We start from the raw sequence: 16,851 nt of genomic DNA on the forward strand, positions 1-16,851 counted from the left end.
ACCACGTTCACAACAATACGGAGATTCGCATGGCTACTCTTGGATTCATCGGTCTGGGCATCATGGGCACGCCGATGGCCGGGCATCTGCTGGCCGCAGGCCACACGCTTTATGTGCACAGCCGCAGCACGGTGCCGCAGGCGCTGCTCGATGCGGGTGCGCGCCCCTGCGCCAACGGCGCCGAGGTCGCGCGCCAAGCCGACATCATCTTCACCATGGTGCCCGACACGCCCGACGTGCAGAAGGTGCTGTTCGGCGAAGACGGCGTGGCCCAGGGGCTGACGCCGGGCAAGACCGTGGTCGACATGAGCTCGATCGGGCCGATGGAAACCAAGGAATTCGCCCGCCGCATCAACGAACTCGGCTGCGAGTACCTCGACGCCCCAGTGTCCGGCGGCGAGGTCGGCGCCAAGGCGGCCAGCCTCACCATCATGGTGGGCGGCAAGCAGGAGACCTTCGACAAGGTGCTGCCGCTGTTCCAGTGCATGGGCAAGAACATCACCCTGGTCGGCGGCAACGGCGACGGCCAAACCTGCAAGGTGGCCAACCAGATCATTGTCGCGCTCAACATCCAGGCGGTGGCCGAGGCGCTGCTGTTCGCCAGCAAGGCCGGGGCCGACCCGGCCAAGGTGCGTCAGGCGCTCATGGGCGGTTTCGCCGCTTCGCGCATTCTCGAGGTGCATGGCGAGCGCATGGTCAAGCGCACTTTCCAGCCGGGCTTTCGCATCAACCTGCACCAGAAAGACCTGAATCTGGCGCTCTCGGGCGCGAAGCAGCTCGGCGTGGCGCTGCCCAACACCGCCATGGTGCAGCAGCTCATGTCGGCCTGCGCTGCCAACGGCATGGACGCGCTCGACCACTCTGCGCTGTGCCGCGCAGTCGAGCTGATGAGCCATCACACCATTGCTCCCGACGCCTGAGGGGCCTGCGCCGAAACCGCGATGAATCTGCTCGACCCCACCGCACAGCCCGTCGCCTTCCTGCGCGCCCTGTTCGACGTCGCGGTGGCTCGCGCCCAGCCCACGAAGGTACTGCCTGCGCATCTGCCCCCGCCGCCCAAGGGGCGCACGCTGGTCATCGGTGCGGGCAAGGCCAGCGGGGCGATGGTGCAGGCGCTCGACACCGCCTGGCCGCAGCAGGCCCCGCTGTCCGGTCTGGTCGTCACCCGCTACGGCTATGTGCCGCCAGCGTTGCGGCAACATCCGGGGCGCATCGAGCTGGTCGAAGCCGCCCACCCCGTGCCCGATGCCGCCGGTGAAGCCGCGGCGCGCCGCATGCTCGCGCTCGTGCAGGGTCTGTCTGCCGACGATCTGGTCATCTGCCTGATTTCAGGCGGCGGTTCGTCGCTGCTGCCGCTGCCCGCAGAAGGGCTGACGCTGGCCGACAAACAGCGCATCAACCGCGAACTGCTGATGAGCGGCGCCACTATTGGCGAGATGAACTGCGTGCGCAAACACCTCTCGGCGATCAAGGGTGGGCGGCTCGCTGCGGCCTGCGCACCGGCCCAGGTGCTCACCCTACTGATTTCTGACGTGCCCGGCGATGATCCCGACATCATCGCCAGCGGCCCTACCGTGCCCGACCGTACCACCTGCGCCGATGCGCTGGCCATTGTCGACCGCTACGGCATCGGCATCCCCGAGGTCATCCGCGCCGGGCTGCAAAGCGGCGCGCTCGAAACCCCCAAGCCGGGCGATCCGGTGTTCGACGGCAACCGGGTGGAAATGATCGCCACCCCGCGGCAGATGCTGGAGGCCGCCGCCGAGTCCTGCCGCCAGGCGGGTCTGGCCGCGCACATCCTGGCCGACGACATGGAAGGCGAGTCGCGCGACATCGCGCAGACGCACGCGGCGCTGGCGCGCAGCGTGGTCCGGCACGGCACGCCGTTTGCCAAGCCCTGCGTGATTCTCTCCGGCGGTGAAACCACGGTGAGCGTCGCCAAGGGAAGCACCCCCGGCAAGGGCGGGCGCGGCACCGAATTCCTGCTTGCGCTGGCGCTGGCGATGGACGGCGAGCCGGGTGTGTATGCGCTGGCAGGCGACACCGACGGCATCGACGGCAGCGAAGACAACGCCGGCGCCTGGGTCACGCCCGATACCCTGGCTCGCGCCCGCGCCGCAGGCCTGACACCTCGCGCCGTTCTCGACGGCCACGACGCCTACACCCTGTTCGCTGCCACCGGCGATCTGCTGGTGACCGGCCCCACCTACACCAACGTCAACGACTTCCGCGCCGTGCTGGTGCTCTGAAGCTGGCACTCGCTACAGCCAATCTGAAGAGGCTGCCTCTGAGCGCCTCCATGGCTGGGCTGCGCCCCGTGGGGGATGAGGCCCGCGGCGACAAGCTGCGCTACGGCAGCTTGGACGGAGCCGATTCCAATTGACCGGTAGGCCGCGAGCAGGACCAAGAAAATTCAGGAGGCGCCCCAGCGCTTTCTTGAGAGACAGCAGGGCCGCGCGCAACGGTCAAAAGCCATCATCAGAAGATGGTCATCCACGTCCTCGTTTGAAGGTGGCGTGAATTCATGTAGTGCAATAATCATTTGTAATACTGGTTATGGAGCATTTTTCGTGTTACACACATTTACAAAAAAACATTTGAATTACGGAAATCTGAATCTATAGTTTTCTGCATGGTCAGTGCTCTGCTGGCCTGTCGCTCCAACATCCCCCGAGCGGCTCTGCCAACCCCCTCGACTCTTTACCCGCTGACGGATTCTTCGTTCGTCTTGGCGATACAGGTGCCCCCTCCATTCGGGCACTCGCCGGGGAAACTGTTCTCTTTTCATAAAGGAGTATCAGCATGCTGAGCTGGGCTGTGACTTTTCTCATAATTGCCATCATCGCAGGATTCCTGGGATTTTTTGGCATCGCCGGGACGGCGGCATCCATTGCCAAAATCCTGTTCCTGATTTTTCTTGTGCTTTTCGTTGTCTCTCTTGTGACCGGCCGCAGGCGGTTATGAGTCGGGCTTGATGATTTTAATTAATCATTTGGAAAGATATTTTTTGAAAGGAATCAAAATGAATTGGGATCAGATTGAAGGAAACTGGAAGCAACTCAATGGCAATGTCCGCACTCAATGGGGCAAACTCACCGATGACGACCTGGAAGTGATCGCGGGCAAGCGCGAAAAGCTCGAAGGCGTGCTGCAGGAGCGCTATGGCATCGCCAAAGATGCGGCCGAGCAGCAGATCAAAGATTGGGAGCGTCGTGTGAAGGACACCGATCGACGCTGACCTTGCAGGGCGGCTCAGCGCATCGCCCTATGGGCGGCGCGCTCGGGGGGCGAGTCGATGGCTCGACCGCGCCCTTGTCTCCTTGCTTTCCTCACCCTTCGCTCCGAGTCTTGCGCGCCCGCGGCTCAACCGCTGGTGCGTGAACGATCTCAAACAACGAAAGGAACGCTCATGCACAAGAACACGAAATCCCTGACTCTCACCCATGGGGTGACATCGGCACTCGTCGGCGCGGCCACTGCGCTGGCTCTTGCTGTGCCTTTCGCATCAGCATCTCAGGCGGCGACAGGCGAGATGTCCGCCGCAGCGGCTGGGCAGACCCTCGACGACGCGGCCATCACCACCAAGGTCAAGGCTGCGCTGCTGATGGACGAGAAGACCAAGTCCACTGCGATTCATGTCGATACCCGAGAGGGCGTGGTGACCTTGACCGGCAAGGTGCGCGACATCGACGCACGCCGGCACGCGGTGCATGTGGTGCAGGGTGTGAGCGGTGTACGCCGTGTCGATGACCAACTCACTCTAGCTTCCACCGCCGGGGTGAGTGCGAGCGAACAAATCGCCCACGCCGCTGAAAAGGCGGGTGATGCCGTGGCCGACAGCGTCATTACAGCCAAGGTGAAGGCAGCGTTGCTGGCCGCGCCGGATCTCAAGTCGATGCGCATCAACGTGAGCACGCGCCATGGCGTGGTCGTGCTGGCGGGGCTGTTGCCCTCCCAGCGGCAATTCGACGAAGCGGTCACGACCACCCAGGAGGTGGGCGGCGTGAAGTCGATCAACACGCATGCCCTTCGGGTTGGCAAGTCTTGAACGTTTGCCACCGGCATGGGTCGATAGAGATAGCGCGGGCGCGGGCCCGCGCCTGCCTTGGCGAGCGGGTCCGCCTTCATTCCCGCACCCTCTTCCCGCACCGCGTCTCGCGGCGGGGAACCCCCGAGAAGGAGATCATCATGCAGCTCAAGAAAATGACTCGTGTGACCAGTGCGGCCGTCGCCCTGGGCCTGCTGTTCGGACTGGGTGGATGCGCCAATATGAGTGCGCGTGACCAGAACACCGCCATCGGCGCAGGCATCGGTGCCGTGGGCGGGGCCGTGCTCTCCGGCGGCAGCGGCATCGGCACCGTGGGAGGCGCCGCAGTTGGCGGCATCATCGGCAATCAGGTCGGCAAATAACACGCTGCCAGCGCACCGCCTGCGGCTCAACAGCGTTCGTGCGGATGCGAAGCGTCGGCTGTTGAGTCGCCCGGAACAAGGGAGAACAACATGAGTGCATCACGACGAAGAACCTACACGCTTGCCGCGCTGCTGGCGCTGAGCCTGGCCGGTGGGCTTTCAGGCTGCCAGAAACCCGAAGGACCGGCCGAAAAGGCCGGCAAGGCGATCGACAATGCGGCGGCTCAGGCGGGGCAGCAGGTGCAGAAAGCGGGCGAAAAGATCCAGGACACCGCCAAGGGCGACAACTGAGCACCAGGCACTTGCGTGTGGAGCCATAGCCCTGCGATCATGCGCCGCATGCCCTCTCCTTCCAACGATCCCCTGCGGCCGCCGCCGCCACGCCGCATCGGCTGGATGGTTGCGGTGCTGCTGATTCTGGCTCTACTCGCACTGGGCTACGCCGAGCGCGACCGATTGAGCACCTGGATCGAGGCCTGGACGGGCCGGGCCGGAGTGAGCCCGCTCACGGCATCCACCCCTCAGGCGTCGAATAGCGCGCCTGCCGTGGCCAGCAGCCGCCCCTCGCATATCGCCTCGGCGCCGCTGCAACTGCCCGCCAGCACAGCAATGCTGCCCGCGCTGGGCGACAGCGATGCCTTCGTGCGGCGCGAACTCGGTGGCTTGCTCGGCAAGCCCGGCCTGGCCTGGCTGGTGCCGCATCGGCTGATCGTGCACTTCGTTGCCACGGTGGACAACCTCGCCCGCCCGATGGTGCCGACGCAGGTCTGGCCGGTGCATCCCGTACCCGGCACGCTGCGGGTGACGGGGCAGGGCGATATCCTGGCCATCGCACCGGACAACGCGCAGCGCTACACGCCTTATATCCGCATCCTCACCGCGATCGACCCACAGCACGCCGCGCGGCTCTACTTCCAGCTCTACCCGCTGTGCGAGCAGGCCTGGCGCGAGCTCGGCCATCCCCACAGTGCGTTCAACGACCGCTTTCTCGCCGTGCTCGCCAGCCTGCTTCAAGCTCCCGAGCCGCAGGGCGCGGTCATGCTGCGCCAACCCAAGGTGCTCTACACCTACGCCGATCCGGCGCTCCAAGCCTCGCCTGCCGGACAGAAAATCCTCATGCGCATGGGGCTGGAGAACGAGCGCGCGGTCAAGGCGTGGCTGCGCCAGTTCCGTCAAGCGCTGCTGACGCAGATGCAGCCTGCGGCCTCTGCGTCGTCGCCAGGGAGATGAAGTTGCGCAGCGGCGGGGAGGGGTCGTCCCGGCGCCAGGCCAGCAACACGTCGGTCGAGGCGTTTTCATCCTGCAGGCCGAGGTAGGTGACGAAAGGCAGTTGCGCGCGCTGCATCGACGCCGCCACGATGCCCACGCCCAGACCGGCCGAGATCAGGCCGATGAGGGTGGGCATTTCATGCACTTCTTGCGCGATGCGCGGTGCGAATCCGGCCCGGGCGCAAAGCGCCAGGGTTTGCTCGCGAAGACCCGAGCCGAGGCTGGCGCTGTAGAGCACGAAGGGCTCGTCGCGCAGGTCGGCCAGCTTCACCTGGGGCTGCGCGGCCAGGGGATGGTCGCTGTGCACTGCGGCCAGCAGCGGCTCGCGCTGCACCACCAGTGTCGCCAGACGTGGATCGAAAGCCTTCGGCGTGGTGCGCAAAAAGCCGAGATCGAGCCGGTTCGCCAGCAGGTCGTCGATCTGCGCCTGCGAGGGCTGCTCGCGCAGGTCGAGCGCAACCTGCGGCCAGGCGGCGCGGTAGTCGCGCAGCAGGCGCAGCATCACATCGGTGAAGGGCATCGAGCCGGCGAAGCCTATGCTCAGCCGCCCGGCCTCGCCCCGACCGGCATGACGGGTCTGGAGCACGGCGTGCTCGACCGCGTCGAGAATGCCGCGTGCCAGCGGCAGCAGGGTGTCACCCGCCGCAGTGCGCCGCACCCCGCCGCGCCCGCGGGTGAAAAGCGGCACGCCCAGTTCGGCTTCGAGAGCCTGGATCTGCTGGCTCAGTGGCGGTTGCGAGACATGCAGCCGCTGCGCCGCACGCGAAAAGTGGCGCTCCTCGGCCACGGCCACGAAGTAGCGCAGGTGTCGCAGTTCCATATTGAAAACGTATCATATTTTCAGAAAATGATATTTCACATATCAAAATCGGAGCCCTAAGCTCTGTGAGAACCTGACGCCCTGAAAGAGGGCATTTCGCCCCGTTGCCGCGCTCTTTCGCCTCAATGTCTGCCACCGTCCTTCCCGCCTCCTCCCCCGTGTCCGAACGTCCGCCCGAATGGCTGCGCCGCGCCGCCGTGACGGCTGCTGGCATGTGCGCGTTTTTCACCATGTATGTCACGCAGGGTCTGCTGCCCAGCCTGCAGTCGGTGTTTCACGCCAGCGTGGCCGAGCTCAGCCTGACCATCACCTTCACCACCCTGGCGGTGGCGGTGGCGGCGCCGTTTTCCGGCATCGCCGCAGACCGTTTCGGCCGCAAGCGGGTGTTGCTGGTGTCGCTGGCCGGCCTGGGGCTGTCCACCCTGCTGGCAGCCACTGCCGATACCCTGCATGGGCTGCTGATTTGGCGGGCCATCGAAGGGCTGTGCATCCCCGGCGTGTTCACCGCTACCGTGGCTTACATCAGTGAGGAATGGCAGCCGTCCGACGTGCCCGCGGTGACCGCGCTCTACATCTCGGGCTCGGTGGCCGGGGGCTTCAGCGGCCGATTCATCGCGGGCATGGTGACCGCACACGCCGACTGGCAGGCGGCCTTCGTCGTGCTGGGCGCGATCAACCTGCTGTTTCTGCTGCTGATCGCACGGGGTCTGCCAGCCTCGCGCGGCTTTGCGGCCAGCCAAGGTGGCGTGCGGGCGGCGTTGTCCGGGTTTGGCTTGCATCTGCGCAATCCCAGGCTGCTGGGTACCTATGCCATCGGCTTCGGCATTCTGTTCTCGCAGGTGTGCACCTTCACCTATGTGAGCTTTCACCTCGCGGCGGCACCCTACCACTTCGATCTCAAGGATCTGAGCCTGTTGTTCACCGTCTACCTGGTGGGCATGGTCGCCACCCCGCTGGCGGGCAAGCTGGCGTGGACCTTCGGCAAGCGCCGCGTGTTCATCGCGGCGGTCGCGCTGGGTTGCGCGGGCATGCTGCTCACCCTGCTCAACCCGGTCTGGGCCATCGTGCTCGGGCTGACGCTGAGCTCGGGCGGCGTGTTCATCGCCCAGTCGATGGCCACGGCCCAGGTGCCCGCTCTGGCGGGCAAGGCGCGGTCATCGGCCGTCGGTCTGTATGTGCTGTGCTACTACGTCGGCGGCAGCGTCGGGGCTTTCGGCCCGGCCTGGATCTGGGCCCACGTCGGCTGGGCGGGGTGCGTCGCCCTGGTGCTGGTCGCGCAACTGGCCATCGGGGCGGCGGCGTGGAAGATTTGGGATAGGGCCAACAGGCCCTAAACCAGCCGCGAGATGACGTAGGCCAGGAAGGACAGCAGCAGGCTGGAGCCGAAGGGAAACATCCATTCCCGGCCGAACAGGCGGAAGGTGAAATCCAGCGGCATGCGGCCGATGCCGAAGCGGCGCAGGTGCGGCAGCACGGCCGAAAACACGATCGACGCGAGAATGAAAACGATCAGCCAGCGCATGGCCGCCTCTACAGGGTATGGGTGCGGTCGCCGCGGGCGAAGCCGCGCAGGGCGTGCGCGTCCACCCCGCGGCCCAGGGCGATGACCTTGAACAGTTCGCCCATTTCGCTCTCGCCCAGCAGTTTGTTGACGGCTGCGGTCTGCCGCAGGTAGTGCGAACCGCCGGGCGCTGCCGGGTTGGCGCACAGCGCGGCGGCGCTGCTCGGGGCCACGGGCTCGGGGCCTGCGGCCAGCGCCTCGGCAACGCGGTCGAGCAGGCCGCAGTTCATCAGAAAGTTGGCCTGGCTGGTGTAGCCCAGCACGTCGAGCCCGGCGTCCTGCGCGGCGAGCGCGACGGCGGTGAAGTCCACATGTGAGGTGAGGTCGGTCAGGCCGGGCCACAGCAGCACGTCGTCGAGCACGCGGTGGCGGTAGTGCGCCTGCAGCGTGCCCATGTGGCGCTGCGGGTGGTAATACTCGTGCTGCGGAAAGCCGTAGTCGATGAACAGCGCCACGCCGCGTGCGAGGCGGTCGGCCAGGGTGCGCACGAAGCCCAGCGCCTGCGGGTGAATCTCGGTGACCGAGCCTATGGGCAGCGCCTGCGCCTGCGGTTCCGGGGGCAGAAGATCGGTGGCGCGGTCAGCGAACACCAGATCGTCGCCCTCCTGGGTCACGCCGCGCTCCATCCAGCCGTTGGCATGCCTGTGAAGGAGCTTCACCGGCATGGCGTCGAGCACTTCATTGCCGATGACCACGGCCTCGAAGGACTCGGGCAGGGCGGTCCACCACTGCACCCTGTCGAGCAAATGCGGCACGGCCCGGCGCAAGGTCTCCATCTGGCGGTGTTTGAGCGCGCCCGAGACTTCGACGATGGCGTACTGCCGCGGCGCGCAGCCCAGGCGGTCGAGTTCGGCCAGAACCTGTGCGGCGAGCCGACCTGAGCCGGCGCCGAATTCCACCACGGTGTGCAGGGCGTGGCGCTGCATTACCTGCGCCACCTCGGAGGCCAGGGTCTGGCCGAACAGCGGCGAGAGTTCGGGCGCGGTGACGAAGTCGCTGTCGCTGCCGAAATCGCCGAACTGGCCCGCCTGCCCGGTGTAGTAGCCCAGCCCCGGTGCGTACAGCGCCTGCTGCATGTAGGCATCGAAAGGCAGCCAGCCGCCGCCCGCGTGCAGCGCGGCCCTGATGCGTCCCAGGAGTTGCGCGCTGCGCTCCAGCGCCATGGGGGCCGGGGCCGGTAGACTTGTCGGCTGTTCGTTCATCACTGCATTTTAGAAAGCATGTCCGGCCCGGCGATATCCTCCAGCAGTTCCCGACGCGTGGCCCTGGTCACCGGCGCGGCGCACCGCCTCGGGCGGGAGGTCGCGCTGCACCTGGCCAGCCAGGGCTGGGACGTGGCGGTGCACTACCTTCGCTCCGCTGAGGCCGCGGCGGAAGTCTGCGCCGCAGCGCGGGCGCTGGGCGCGCAGGCCGAAGCGGTCTACGCCGATCTGTCCGACGCCGCATCCACCCACGCCGTGCTGCCGCAGGCTGTGGCGGCATTGGGGCGCATCGATGCCGTGGTGAACAACGCTGCGCTGTTCGCCTTCGACGACGCCGAGCATTTCAGCGCTAGCGCGGCGCAGCAGCATTACCAGGTCAACACCATCGCCCCGGTGCAACTCGCGCAGGCGCTGCACGCCCACCTGCGCGAGCGCGGCGCGCAGGGGTGCGTGGTCAACCTGCTCGACCAGAAGCTGAGCAATCCCGATCCCGATTACCTGTCGTACACCCTGTCGAAGGCGGCGCTGCAGGCGGCCACCGTGGCGCTGGCGCAGGCGCTGGCGCCGACCCTGCGCGTGGTCGGGGTGGCGCCCGGCCTGATGCTGCCCTCCGGGCCGATGACCGAAGACGAATTCACCCGCGTGCACAGCCGCACCCCGCTGCAGCGCGGCAGCACACCGCAGGATGTCGCCCAGGCCGTGCACTTCGCGCTGCAGGCGCGCGCCATGACCGGCACCACGCTGCTGGTCGATGGCGGCCAGCATCTGGCGGGCACTGGGCGCGACGTGTTGTTTGCCTTGCGTGAGCAGGCCAGCCCCTCAATTTAGGATTCCATCATGTTCAGTGCCCTGTCGCACCCCGCCCTGCGCGCCTGCCGTCGGCTGTTTCTGCAGAACTACGAGGTCAACATCAACATCGGCGTGCACGACTTCGAGAAGCGCGCCGAGCAGCGCGTGCTCATCAATGTCGATCTGTTCGTGCCGCTGGCGATGTCCACCCCGCAGCAGGACAAGCTCGACGAGGTGGTCGATTACGACTTCATGCGCAGCGTCATCGCCGAGCGCATCGCCCGTGGCCATATCCATCTGCAGGAAACGCTGTGCGACGACGTGGCGCGCATCATGCTCGAACATCCGCGGGTGAAGGCGGTGCGGGTCTCGACCGAAAAGCCCGACGTCTATCCCGATTGCCAGAGCGTGGGCGTGGAAGTGTTCCATGTGAAGGACCTGCAGCCATGAACGCGCCCGATCTCTCCCGCGCGGCGCAAAAGGCCGCGTTCGAGAACAACAAGCTGTCCAAGCGGCTGCACCGTCTCGTCGGCCAGGCGGTGGTGGACTTCAACATGATCGAGCAGGGCGACCGGGTGATGGTCTGCATGTCGGGCGGCAAGGACAGCTACGCCATGCTCGACATCCTGCTGAGCTTGCGCGAGCGTGCGCCGATCGACTTCGACCTCATCGCCGTCAACCTCGACCAGAAACAGCCCGGTTTTCCTGAGCATGTACTGCCCGACTATCTCAAGAGCCGCGGCGTGCCCTTTCACATCGAGGAGCAGGACACCTTCTCCATCGTCAAGTCCATCATCCCCGAGGGCAAGACCACCTGCGGGCTGTGTTCTCGGCTGCGGCGCGGCATTCTCTACCGCGTGGCCGGGGAACTCGGCGCCACCAAGATTGCGCTCGGCCATCACCGCGACGACATCCTCGAGACCTTTTTTCTCAACCTGTTCTTCGGCGGCAAGCTCAAGGGCATGCCGCCCAAACTGGTGAGCGACGACGGACGGCATGTGGTCATCCGGCCGCTGGCCTATGTGGAAGAAGCCGACCTCGAACGCTGGGCCGAGCTGCGCGCCTTTCCGCTCATTCCCTGCACCCTCTGCGGCAGCCAGGAGAACGCGCAGCGCAAGCAGGTCAAGGCCATGCTGCGGCAGTGGGAGCGCGAGTCACCGGGGCGGGCGCAGACCATGTTCAATGCGCTCACGCAGGTGGTGCCGTCTCATCTGGCCGACCGCAGCCTGTTCGATTTCGCCGGTCTGCGCGCCGCGGGCGTGCCCGATCCGCAGGGCGACATCGCCTTCGATGCCGACCCCTGTGTCGGCGCGGGTGAACTCCCGCGAGCACAATCCGTCCAATGGTTTTGATGCGGAGGAGCGCCATGCGTAACTTGGCTTTGACCCGCTTTTGGCACCGCGTCGGCTTCGTCCTGCTGCTGGTGCCCGCGCTGCTGCTCGGCGGCTGTGCCAGCCTCACCGATCTGCGCACCACCGTCGTCACGCCCAACCCCGCGCCGCAGGCTCTGGTGGGCGCCAAGGTGCAGGTGCAGGCCGCTCCTGGCAATGCCGACAGCGCCGATGCCTACACTCTGCAAACCGCCGTGCTCGACGCCATGACCAAGGCTGGCATGGTGCCCTTGCTCGGCGTGCCTGCGCCCTACACCGCCCGCTACACCTACACCGTGCGTCTCGATCTGGAAGCTACCTACGGCCCCTCGGTCTGGCCGCCTCCGGTGCTGTTGCCCAACGGAGCGGTGTACTTCCCCGGAGGATGGGGCGGCTGGGGCGGCGGCCTGTTCGGCTGGATGCCCCCGCCCAACTACTACGAGCGCAGTCTCTCGCTGGAAATCCGCGATACCGCCACCGGCGCGCTGATCTGGCAGTCGCACGCGTCGACTGGTGGGTATCAGAGCGATCTGGCGTCCGTGGCCGTGCCGCTGGCTCAGGCCGCACTGCGTGGTTTTCCGTCCGAGCACGGGGAACACAAGGTCTTGTTCCCTCGCTGAGCGTCTTCGGTCAGTTCAAGAACAGCCTCGTCGCCGGGTTGTCGGTTTCCTCGGTGTACTGATAGCCAAGCTGTTGCAGGAAAAGGCTGAACGCTCGCTTGTCGGCTGGCGGCACCTGAATGCCAACTAGCACCCGGCCGCTGTCGCCGCCCTGATTGCGGTAATGGAACAGGCTGATGTTCCAGTCCGGGCTCAGCGCGTCAAGAAAGCGCAGCAGCGCGCCCGGGCGCTCGGGGAAATCGAAGCGCAGCAGACGTTCGTTCTCCGCCATGCTCCGTCCCTGCGCGCTGCGCGGGGCAGGGCCGCCCACGAGGTGGCGCACATGCACCTTGGCCAGTTCGTTGTCGGTCAGGTCGAGCACGCCATAGCCCGCGCGCTCGAAGGTCTGCGCCATCTTCTGCGCATCGTCGCGGCCGTTCACCGTCAGGCCGACGAACACATGCGCCTCCTCCGGGCCTTTGATGCGGTAGGTGAATTCGGTCACGTTGCGCGCGCCCACCAGGCGGCACAGGCGGCGGAAGCTGCCCGGCTTTTCGGGAATGGTCACGGCGAACAGCGCCTCGCGCGCTTCGCCCACCTCCGCGCGCTCGGCGACGAAGCGCAGGCGGTCGAAGTTCATGTTCGCGCCGCAGGTCACGGCAACCAGCGTTTCGCCCTTGAGCTTGTGCTGCGCGCAATAGGCCTTGGCGGCTGCAACCGACATGGCGCCCGAGGGCTCCAGCACGCTGCGCGTGTCTTCGAACACGTCCTTGATCGCGGCGCTCACCGCATCGGTATCGACCACGACGAAATCGTCCACCAGATCGCGCACGAGGCGGAAGGTTTCGCGGCCGACCTGCTTCACCGCCGTGCCGTCGCAGAACAGCCCCACTTCGGACAGCGTGACCCGGCGCCCCGTCTGCACGCTGCGCAACATGGCATCGGAATCGACCGTCTGCACCCCGATCACCTTGATCTCCGGTCGCACCGCCTTGATGTACGCGGCCACGCCCGAGATCAGCCCGCCGCCGCCGATGGCGCAGAACACCGCGTGAATCGGCGCCTGGTGCTGGCGCAGGATTTCCATGCCGATGGTGCCCTGGCCCGCGATCACGTCGGGGTCGTCGAAGGGGTGAACGAAGGTCAGCCCCTGTTTGTCCTGCAGCGTGAGCGCGTGGGCGTAGGCATCGCTGTAACTCTCGCCGTGCAGCACGATGTCCACGCTGGCGCCGCCGAAGGCGCGCACCGCGTCGATCTTCACCTTCGGCGTCGTCGCCGGCATCACGATCACCGCTCGACAGCCCAGCCGGTGCGCTGAAAGCGCCACGCCCTGCGCATGATTGCCCGCGGAGGCGCAGATCACCCCGCGCTTGCGTTCGGTCTCGCTCAACCGCGACATCTTGTTGTACGCCCCGCGCAGCTTGAAGCTGAACACCGGCTGCGTATCTTCGCGCTTGAACAGCACCTTGTTGTGCAGGCGGCGCGACAGATTGTGCGCAGGCTCCAGCGCCGATTCGATGGCCACGTCGTACACCCGTGCGGTCAAAATACGCTGCAGATAGTCGGTATGCTTCGCGGCCATTGAGATCTTTCCAGAGCAAAAGAGCCGATTCTATGAACCCCGCCCCTTGCGCCTTCCAGTCTCGGCCGTGCTGATGCCCGCCGAATGGGCTGGCGACGCCTTGGCCTTGTGGCACGCATTGCTGCAGTCCGCAGCCGGGCCGGGTGGGCTATATGTGCTTGCGGCGCTCAGTTTCGCTGCCGCCACCCTCATCCCCTTCAGCTCCGAAGCCGTGCTGCTCGTGGTGATCGCCGCGCAGCCGCAACACACCCTGCTGGCCGTGCTCGTCGCCACCGCTTCCAACACCCTGGGCGGCATGACCACCTACGCGCTAGGTCGCTGGGTGCGTCACTGGCAGACGCCCGACGCCTGGCGCTGGGCGCCGCAGGTGCGGCACTGGGGGGCGCCCATCACCGTACTGGCCTGGGTGCCCGGCCTGGGCGACGCCCTCGTGGTGGTGGCCGGTTGGCTGCGCATCGATGCCTGGGCGTGCGCTTTCTGGATGCTGCTCGGCCGCAGCGCGCGCTACGCCGCCGTCGCCGGTCTGGCCTGGGCGCTTTGAGAACGGCGCGTGCCGACGACAAACAGAAAAAAAACCGGGCAAAAAAATACCCGGGCGGATGCTTTCATCGGCCCGGGTAAGAATCCACCAAAGGAGGAGGTGGAGGAGACAATCGGTGCGTCAACTGCGACGCGTGATGCAATATTAGAGGATGCTTATGTATCTTGCCTAGCCCATCCGTGCATCATGGTATTGTTAAATAAGCATAGGCTTATTTTTTGATTAAATCATTGAAAAATCAACGATTTCTTTGGGCTTGGGGCTGGCTTTGGTCTTCGCGCGCCTTCGCCGCCCGCATCGAAATTGATGCAAATCAATGAAAATGACCTGCTGCGTGCCTTCCGCGCCTACTGCAGCTTCAGCACGGCGGCCAGCACGCCCACCGCGATCACCAGCATGCCGCCAATTTTGATCGTTAGCCGTACTTCAAGCTCGCGCAGATCAGGCTTGGTCGCCAGGGCTGCTTCGCCTCGCGCTTCGCGAAGCGCATCCACCACGGCTTCCGCATGCGCGTCCGGCATGCCGGATTCACGCAACTTGCGAATGAACTTGTGCGTATCGAACGTGACGGTGCTCATGAAACAAGTGTAGGCCCGCTGAAAAAGCATCGACAATTGGCCCACAACACCAAGGAGAGAGCAATGCAATGCACAGTGACATGGGAAGGCGAGGACGGCATGGCCTTCACCGCCCACACCGAGACCGGCCACACCCTGCGCATGGACGGCGCGCCTGCGAGCAGCCCCGGCGAGCCCGGCGGGCACAACCTCGCGCCGCGGCCGATGGAGACCGTGCTCGCGGGCACCGGCGGCTGCACCGCCTACGACGTGGTGTACATCCTCAAAAAGGCGCGGCAGGACGTGCGCGGCTGCAGCGTGCGGTTAGAGGCCGAGCGCGCCACCACCGACCCCAAGGTGTTCACCCGCATCCACATGCACTTCACCGTCAGCGGCAAGGATTTGCGCACCGAGATGGTGCATCGTGCTGTGGAGCTTTCGCACACCAAATACTGCTCGGCCAGCGCCATGCTGGAAAAGACCGCGGCGATGACTTACAGCGTCGATATCGCTCAGGTGGAATGATTGGGCTATGTCTGAGATGTTGCATTTTGATGACACTTGTCGCGATGGGGCAAAATCTTCTTGAGCGCCGTCATGACAGGCGCTTAAATGCTGCCCTTGTGCATGCAAGGGCACAAGCCTGCGCAGCCAAACCCCTCAATCCCGCTACGGCATCGCCCTGGAGAGTTGTGTCGGCAAAAGCGGAAATTCAAACGGAGCACGAGATGAAACACCAAGGTTTCGCCAAAAAATCCCTCATTGCCCTGGCCGTGGTCGGCGCTTTCTCTGGTTCGGCTTTCGCCGCAGACAGCGTGCAGTTGTACGGCATCATTGACATGGGTGTGGGCCACTTCACCGGCATCGCCCCGAGCAACACCACCGCAGCGCCCGGCTCAACGGCCTCCTATACCGGCCTGATGTCCGGTGTCGTGGCCGGCTCGCGCATCGGCCTCAAAGGCACCGAAGATCTGGGTGGCGGCCTGAAAGCCATCTTCAAGGCAGAAACCGGCTTCTGCCCGGCCGGCACCAACCAAACCGGCGCAGGCACTTCGGGCTATTGCACCGGCGGCAGCTTCATGGGCCGTACCACCATGCTGGGCCTGCAAGGCAGCTTCGGTACCGTGCAAATGGGCCGCTACTTCACCAGCATGTTCACCAACGAGATCAACTACGACCCGTTCCAGGCAGGTTTCACTGGTGCCTACTCCAACTTCAGCCTAGGTATCTTTGGCCTGAATGGCGATGCCATCGGTTCGCTGCTGCGCAGCAACCAGACCATCACCTACATTTCGCCGAGCCTGGCTGGGCTGACCGTACGCGCTGACTACTCGTTCAACACCGGCGCTGCGACCGACCCGATCAACACCGCTGGCAACAAGACCACCATGTGGTCGCTCGACGGTAACTACGCCATCGGCGCCGCGACTGTGGGTGCGAACTACACCAAGGTGAGCAATATCACCGTCAACGCCTCCGGCGCCAACACGGGTGCCTACAAAGTGTGGCAGGCCTTCGGTTCGTACGACCTGGGTGTTGCCAAGCTGATGGGCATTTACGAGCGTGGCACCGCCGACTACTACTCCGGCAACGATTCGTCCTGGCTTGTCGGCACGACCGTGCCGCTGGGCGCTGGCATGATCATGGCCTCTTACGGCCAATACTCGAGCAGCCTGTCCAACACGGTCGCTCTGAGCAAGTCCACCGCGAAGCAATACGCCATCGGCTACAGCTACAACCTGTCCAAGCGCACCATGCTGTACACCTCGTACGCGCACATCAACAACGACTCCGCCGCTGTGGATCGCCTGGGCACTGCGCTGGCCGTCAACACCGCGACCAACAGCAACGCCGGTGTCACTGGCCAGGGTTCCAGCGGCTTCGCTGTTGGCATCCTGCACTCGTTCTAAGCACCTCCAACCCACCCCGTCGGCGCAGCCGAGAGGGGGCGGAGTGGCAACAAAACAGCCCGCTTGCGGGCTGTTTTGTTGTTGATTGGCAACGAATCTCCCGGCATGGCGACGCGGCAATATGCATCTTTGCTGATGCGCTGGTAAATTGAGCGGGTCTCGGTAGCGGAATGCTTTAGGTCTGCGACGAGCTGGGACTCGCAGTGGCTTGCCTCTGCCGCCTGTCTCTTTACCGGCCTTC

General features: G+C 65.3%; 21 protein-coding genes. 16 read left to right on the forward strand and 5 right to left on the reverse strand.

Annotation, left to right across the window (positions count from 1 at the left end; genetic code table 11):
• The first annotated feature begins 23 nt into the window (after positions 1 to 23).
• The 8 genes from glxR (at position 24) to ASC45_RS04515 (ending at position 5,640) form a co-directional block, all read left to right on the forward strand.
• Complete coding sequence (glxR, locus tag ASC45_RS04485) at positions 24 to 920, forward strand: 2-hydroxy-3-oxopropionate reductase (RefSeq protein WP_281173291.1); 897 nt, start codon at positions 24 to 26, stop codon at positions 918 to 920.
• A gap of 21 nt (positions 921 to 941) precedes the next feature.
• Entirely contained in the window at positions 942 to 2,249 is a 1,308-nt protein-coding gene (locus ASC45_RS04490) for a glycerate kinase type-2 family protein (RefSeq protein WP_055449853.1), read from the forward strand.
• Positions 2,250 to 2,802: 553 nt separating this feature from the next.
• The gene (locus tag ASC45_RS15430; RefSeq protein ID WP_072242974.1) at positions 2,803 to 2,964 is read left to right on the forward strand and encodes a DUF1328 domain-containing protein; all 162 of its coding nucleotides are present in this window, start codon (positions 2,803 to 2,805) and stop codon (positions 2,962 to 2,964) included.
• Between the two features lie 58 nt (positions 2,965 to 3,022).
• Complete coding sequence (locus ASC45_RS04495; protein WP_055449854.1) at positions 3,023 to 3,238, forward strand: CsbD family protein; 216 nt, start codon at positions 3,023 to 3,025, stop codon at positions 3,236 to 3,238.
• 171 nt (positions 3,239 to 3,409) lie between these two features.
• The gene (locus tag ASC45_RS04500) at positions 3,410 to 4,048 is read left to right on the forward strand and encodes a BON domain-containing protein (RefSeq protein WP_055449855.1); all 639 of its coding nucleotides are present in this window, start codon (positions 3,410 to 3,412) and stop codon (positions 4,046 to 4,048) included.
• Positions 4,049 to 4,203: 155 nt separating this feature from the next.
• A complete protein-coding gene (locus ASC45_RS04505) occupies positions 4,204 to 4,410 on the forward strand; it encodes a glycine zipper 2TM domain-containing protein (protein WP_245609967.1) in 207 nt (68 codons plus the stop codon).
• A 90-nt stretch (positions 4,411 to 4,500) separates the two neighbouring features.
• On the forward strand, positions 4,501 to 4,701 hold the full coding sequence (locus ASC45_RS04510) for a hypothetical protein (protein ID WP_055449856.1): 201 nt from the start codon (positions 4,501 to 4,503) through the stop codon (positions 4,699 to 4,701).
• A gap of 48 nt (positions 4,702 to 4,749) precedes the next feature.
• The gene (locus ASC45_RS04515; protein WP_055450129.1) at positions 4,750 to 5,640 is read left to right on the forward strand and encodes a DUF3014 domain-containing protein; all 891 of its coding nucleotides are present in this window, start codon (positions 4,750 to 4,752) and stop codon (positions 5,638 to 5,640) included.
• Here ASC45_RS04515 and ASC45_RS04520 read toward each other — a convergent pair.
• Positions 5,558 to 6,499, reverse strand: a complete 942-nt coding sequence (locus ASC45_RS04520; RefSeq protein WP_055449857.1) for a LysR family transcriptional regulator — start codon at positions 6,497 to 6,499, stop codon at positions 5,558 to 5,560. The genes ASC45_RS04515 and ASC45_RS04520 overlap by 83 nt on opposite strands.
• A gap of 158 nt (positions 6,500 to 6,657) precedes the next feature.
• Here ASC45_RS04520 and ASC45_RS04525 point away from each other — a divergent pair, with 158 nt between their 5' ends.
• Entirely contained in the window at positions 6,658 to 7,833 is a 1,176-nt protein-coding gene (locus tag ASC45_RS04525) for an MFS transporter (RefSeq protein WP_245609951.1), read from the forward strand.
• On the opposite strand, the gene ASC45_RS04530 is transcribed toward ASC45_RS04525, so the two are convergent.
• Together ASC45_RS04530 and ASC45_RS04535 are read right to left on the reverse strand one after the other, a co-directional pair.
• Positions 7,830 to 8,021, reverse strand: a complete 192-nt coding sequence (locus tag ASC45_RS04530) for a DUF2905 domain-containing protein (RefSeq protein ID WP_055449859.1) — start codon at positions 8,019 to 8,021, stop codon at positions 7,830 to 7,832. The two genes, ASC45_RS04525 and ASC45_RS04530, sit on opposite strands and share 4 nt — an antisense overlap.
• 8 nt (positions 8,022 to 8,029) lie before the next feature.
• Positions 8,030 to 9,262, reverse strand: a complete 1,233-nt coding sequence (locus ASC45_RS04535; RefSeq protein ID WP_055449860.1) for a class I SAM-dependent methyltransferase — start codon at positions 9,260 to 9,262, stop codon at positions 8,030 to 8,032.
• Positions 9,263 to 9,280: 18 nt separating this feature from the next.
• Between ASC45_RS04535 and ASC45_RS04540 the strand changes: the two genes are divergently transcribed.
• From ASC45_RS04540 to ASC45_RS04555, 4 genes are read left to right on the forward strand one after another with little or no spacing between them, the layout of a single operon-like run.
• On the forward strand, positions 9,281 to 10,090 hold the full coding sequence (locus tag ASC45_RS04540) for an SDR family oxidoreductase (protein ID WP_055449861.1): 810 nt from the start codon (positions 9,281 to 9,283) through the stop codon (positions 10,088 to 10,090).
• 9 nt (positions 10,091 to 10,099) lie between these two features.
• Positions 10,100 to 10,501 carry a dihydroneopterin aldolase gene (locus ASC45_RS04545; RefSeq protein WP_055449862.1) on the forward strand — a complete coding sequence of 134 codons (402 nt, stop codon included), beginning with the start codon at positions 10,100 to 10,102 and terminating at the stop codon, positions 10,499 to 10,501.
• Positions 10,498 to 11,403: a tRNA 2-thiocytidine(32) synthetase TtcA gene (gene ttcA, locus ASC45_RS04550; RefSeq protein ID WP_055449863.1), complete on the forward strand. Its 906-nt coding sequence runs from the start codon at positions 10,498 to 10,500 to the stop codon at positions 11,401 to 11,403. The genes ASC45_RS04545 and ttcA overlap by 4 nt, the downstream gene beginning before the upstream one ends.
• Before the next feature lie 14 nt (positions 11,404 to 11,417).
• Complete coding sequence (locus tag ASC45_RS04555) at positions 11,418 to 12,041, forward strand: DUF4136 domain-containing protein (RefSeq protein ID WP_055449864.1); 624 nt, start codon at positions 11,418 to 11,420, stop codon at positions 12,039 to 12,041.
• 10 nt (positions 12,042 to 12,051) lie between these two features.
• On the opposite strand, the gene ilvA is transcribed toward ASC45_RS04555, so the two are convergent.
• Entirely contained in the window at positions 12,052 to 13,602 is a 1,551-nt protein-coding gene (ilvA, locus tag ASC45_RS04560) for a threonine ammonia-lyase, biosynthetic (protein WP_055449865.1), read from the reverse strand.
• Between the two features lie 46 nt (positions 13,603 to 13,648).
• Here ilvA and ASC45_RS04565 point away from each other — a divergent pair, with 46 nt between their 5' ends.
• Positions 13,649 to 14,143 carry a YqaA family protein gene (locus ASC45_RS04565; RefSeq protein WP_245609952.1) on the forward strand — a complete coding sequence of 165 codons (495 nt, stop codon included), beginning with the start codon at positions 13,649 to 13,651 and terminating at the stop codon, positions 14,141 to 14,143.
• 347 nt (positions 14,144 to 14,490) lie between these two features.
• Here the strand turns inward: ASC45_RS04565 and ASC45_RS04570 are convergent, their stop codons facing one another.
• Positions 14,491 to 14,721 carry a hypothetical protein gene (locus ASC45_RS04570; RefSeq protein WP_055450131.1) on the reverse strand — a complete coding sequence of 77 codons (231 nt, stop codon included), beginning with the start codon at positions 14,719 to 14,721 and terminating at the stop codon, positions 14,491 to 14,493.
• A gap of 63 nt (positions 14,722 to 14,784) precedes the next feature.
• Between ASC45_RS04570 and ASC45_RS04575 the strand changes: the two genes are divergently transcribed.
• Entirely contained in the window at positions 14,785 to 15,225 is a 441-nt protein-coding gene (locus tag ASC45_RS04575) for an OsmC family protein (RefSeq protein ID WP_055449866.1), read from the forward strand.
• A gap of 203 nt (positions 15,226 to 15,428) precedes the next feature.
• Positions 15,429 to 16,610 carry a porin gene (locus tag ASC45_RS04580; protein ID WP_055449867.1) on the forward strand — a complete coding sequence of 394 codons (1,182 nt, stop codon included), beginning with the start codon at positions 15,429 to 15,431 and terminating at the stop codon, positions 16,608 to 16,610.
• Positions 16,611 to 16,851: the final 241 nt, after the last annotated feature.

Source organism: Thiomonas bhubaneswarensis (genome assembly GCF_001418255.1).
Taxonomy (GTDB): Bacteria; Pseudomonadota; Gammaproteobacteria; order Burkholderiales; family Burkholderiaceae_C; genus Thiomonas; species Thiomonas bhubaneswarensis.

What these genes read in the sequence shown, in the direction of transcription:
- ASC45_RS04490 (WP_055449853.1), top strand. Translation starts at nt 942, where the DNA reads ATGAATCTGCTCGACCCCACCGCACAGCCCGTCGCCTTCCTGCGCGCC.
- ASC45_RS15430 (WP_072242974.1), top strand. Translation starts at nt 2,803, where the DNA reads ATGCTGAGCTGGGCTGTGACTTTTCTCATAATTGCCATCATCGCAGGA.
- ASC45_RS04495 (WP_055449854.1), top strand. Translation starts at nt 3,023, where the DNA reads ATGAATTGGGATCAGATTGAAGGAAACTGGAAGCAACTCAATGGCAAT.
- ASC45_RS04500 (WP_055449855.1), top strand. Translation starts at nt 3,410, where the DNA reads ATGCACAAGAACACGAAATCCCTGACTCTCACCCATGGGGTGACATCG.
- ASC45_RS04505 (WP_245609967.1), top strand. Translation starts at nt 4,204, where the DNA reads ATGACTCGTGTGACCAGTGCGGCCGTCGCCCTGGGCCTGCTGTTCGGA.
- ASC45_RS04510 (WP_055449856.1), top strand. Translation starts at nt 4,501, where the DNA reads ATGAGTGCATCACGACGAAGAACCTACACGCTTGCCGCGCTGCTGGCG.
- ASC45_RS04515 (WP_055450129.1), top strand. Translation starts at nt 4,750, where the DNA reads ATGCCCTCTCCTTCCAACGATCCCCTGCGGCCGCCGCCGCCACGCCGC.
- ASC45_RS04520 (WP_055449857.1), bottom strand. Translation starts at nt 6,499, where the DNA reads ATGGAACTGCGACACCTGCGCTACTTCGTGGCCGTGGCCGAGGAGCGC.
- ASC45_RS04530 (WP_055449859.1), bottom strand. Translation starts at nt 8,021, where the DNA reads ATGCGCTGGCTGATCGTTTTCATTCTCGCGTCGATCGTGTTTTCGGCC.
- ASC45_RS04535 (WP_055449860.1), bottom strand. Translation starts at nt 9,262, where the DNA reads ATGAACGAACAGCCGACAAGTCTACCGGCCCCGGCCCCCATGGCGCTG.
- ASC45_RS04540 (WP_055449861.1), top strand. Translation starts at nt 9,281, where the DNA reads ATGTCCGGCCCGGCGATATCCTCCAGCAGTTCCCGACGCGTGGCCCTG.
- ASC45_RS04545 (WP_055449862.1), top strand. Translation starts at nt 10,100, where the DNA reads ATGTTCAGTGCCCTGTCGCACCCCGCCCTGCGCGCCTGCCGTCGGCTG.
- ttcA (WP_055449863.1), top strand. Translation starts at nt 10,498, where the DNA reads ATGAACGCGCCCGATCTCTCCCGCGCGGCGCAAAAGGCCGCGTTCGAG.
- ASC45_RS04555 (WP_055449864.1), top strand. Translation starts at nt 11,418, where the DNA reads ATGCGTAACTTGGCTTTGACCCGCTTTTGGCACCGCGTCGGCTTCGTC.
- ilvA (WP_055449865.1), bottom strand. Translation starts at nt 13,602, where the DNA reads ATGGCCGCGAAGCATACCGACTATCTGCAGCGTATTTTGACCGCACGG.
- ASC45_RS04570 (WP_055450131.1), bottom strand. Translation starts at nt 14,721, where the DNA reads ATGAGCACCGTCACGTTCGATACGCACAAGTTCATTCGCAAGTTGCGT.
- ASC45_RS04575 (WP_055449866.1), top strand. Translation starts at nt 14,785, where the DNA reads ATGCAATGCACAGTGACATGGGAAGGCGAGGACGGCATGGCCTTCACC.
- ASC45_RS04580 (WP_055449867.1), top strand. Translation starts at nt 15,429, where the DNA reads ATGAAACACCAAGGTTTCGCCAAAAAATCCCTCATTGCCCTGGCCGTG.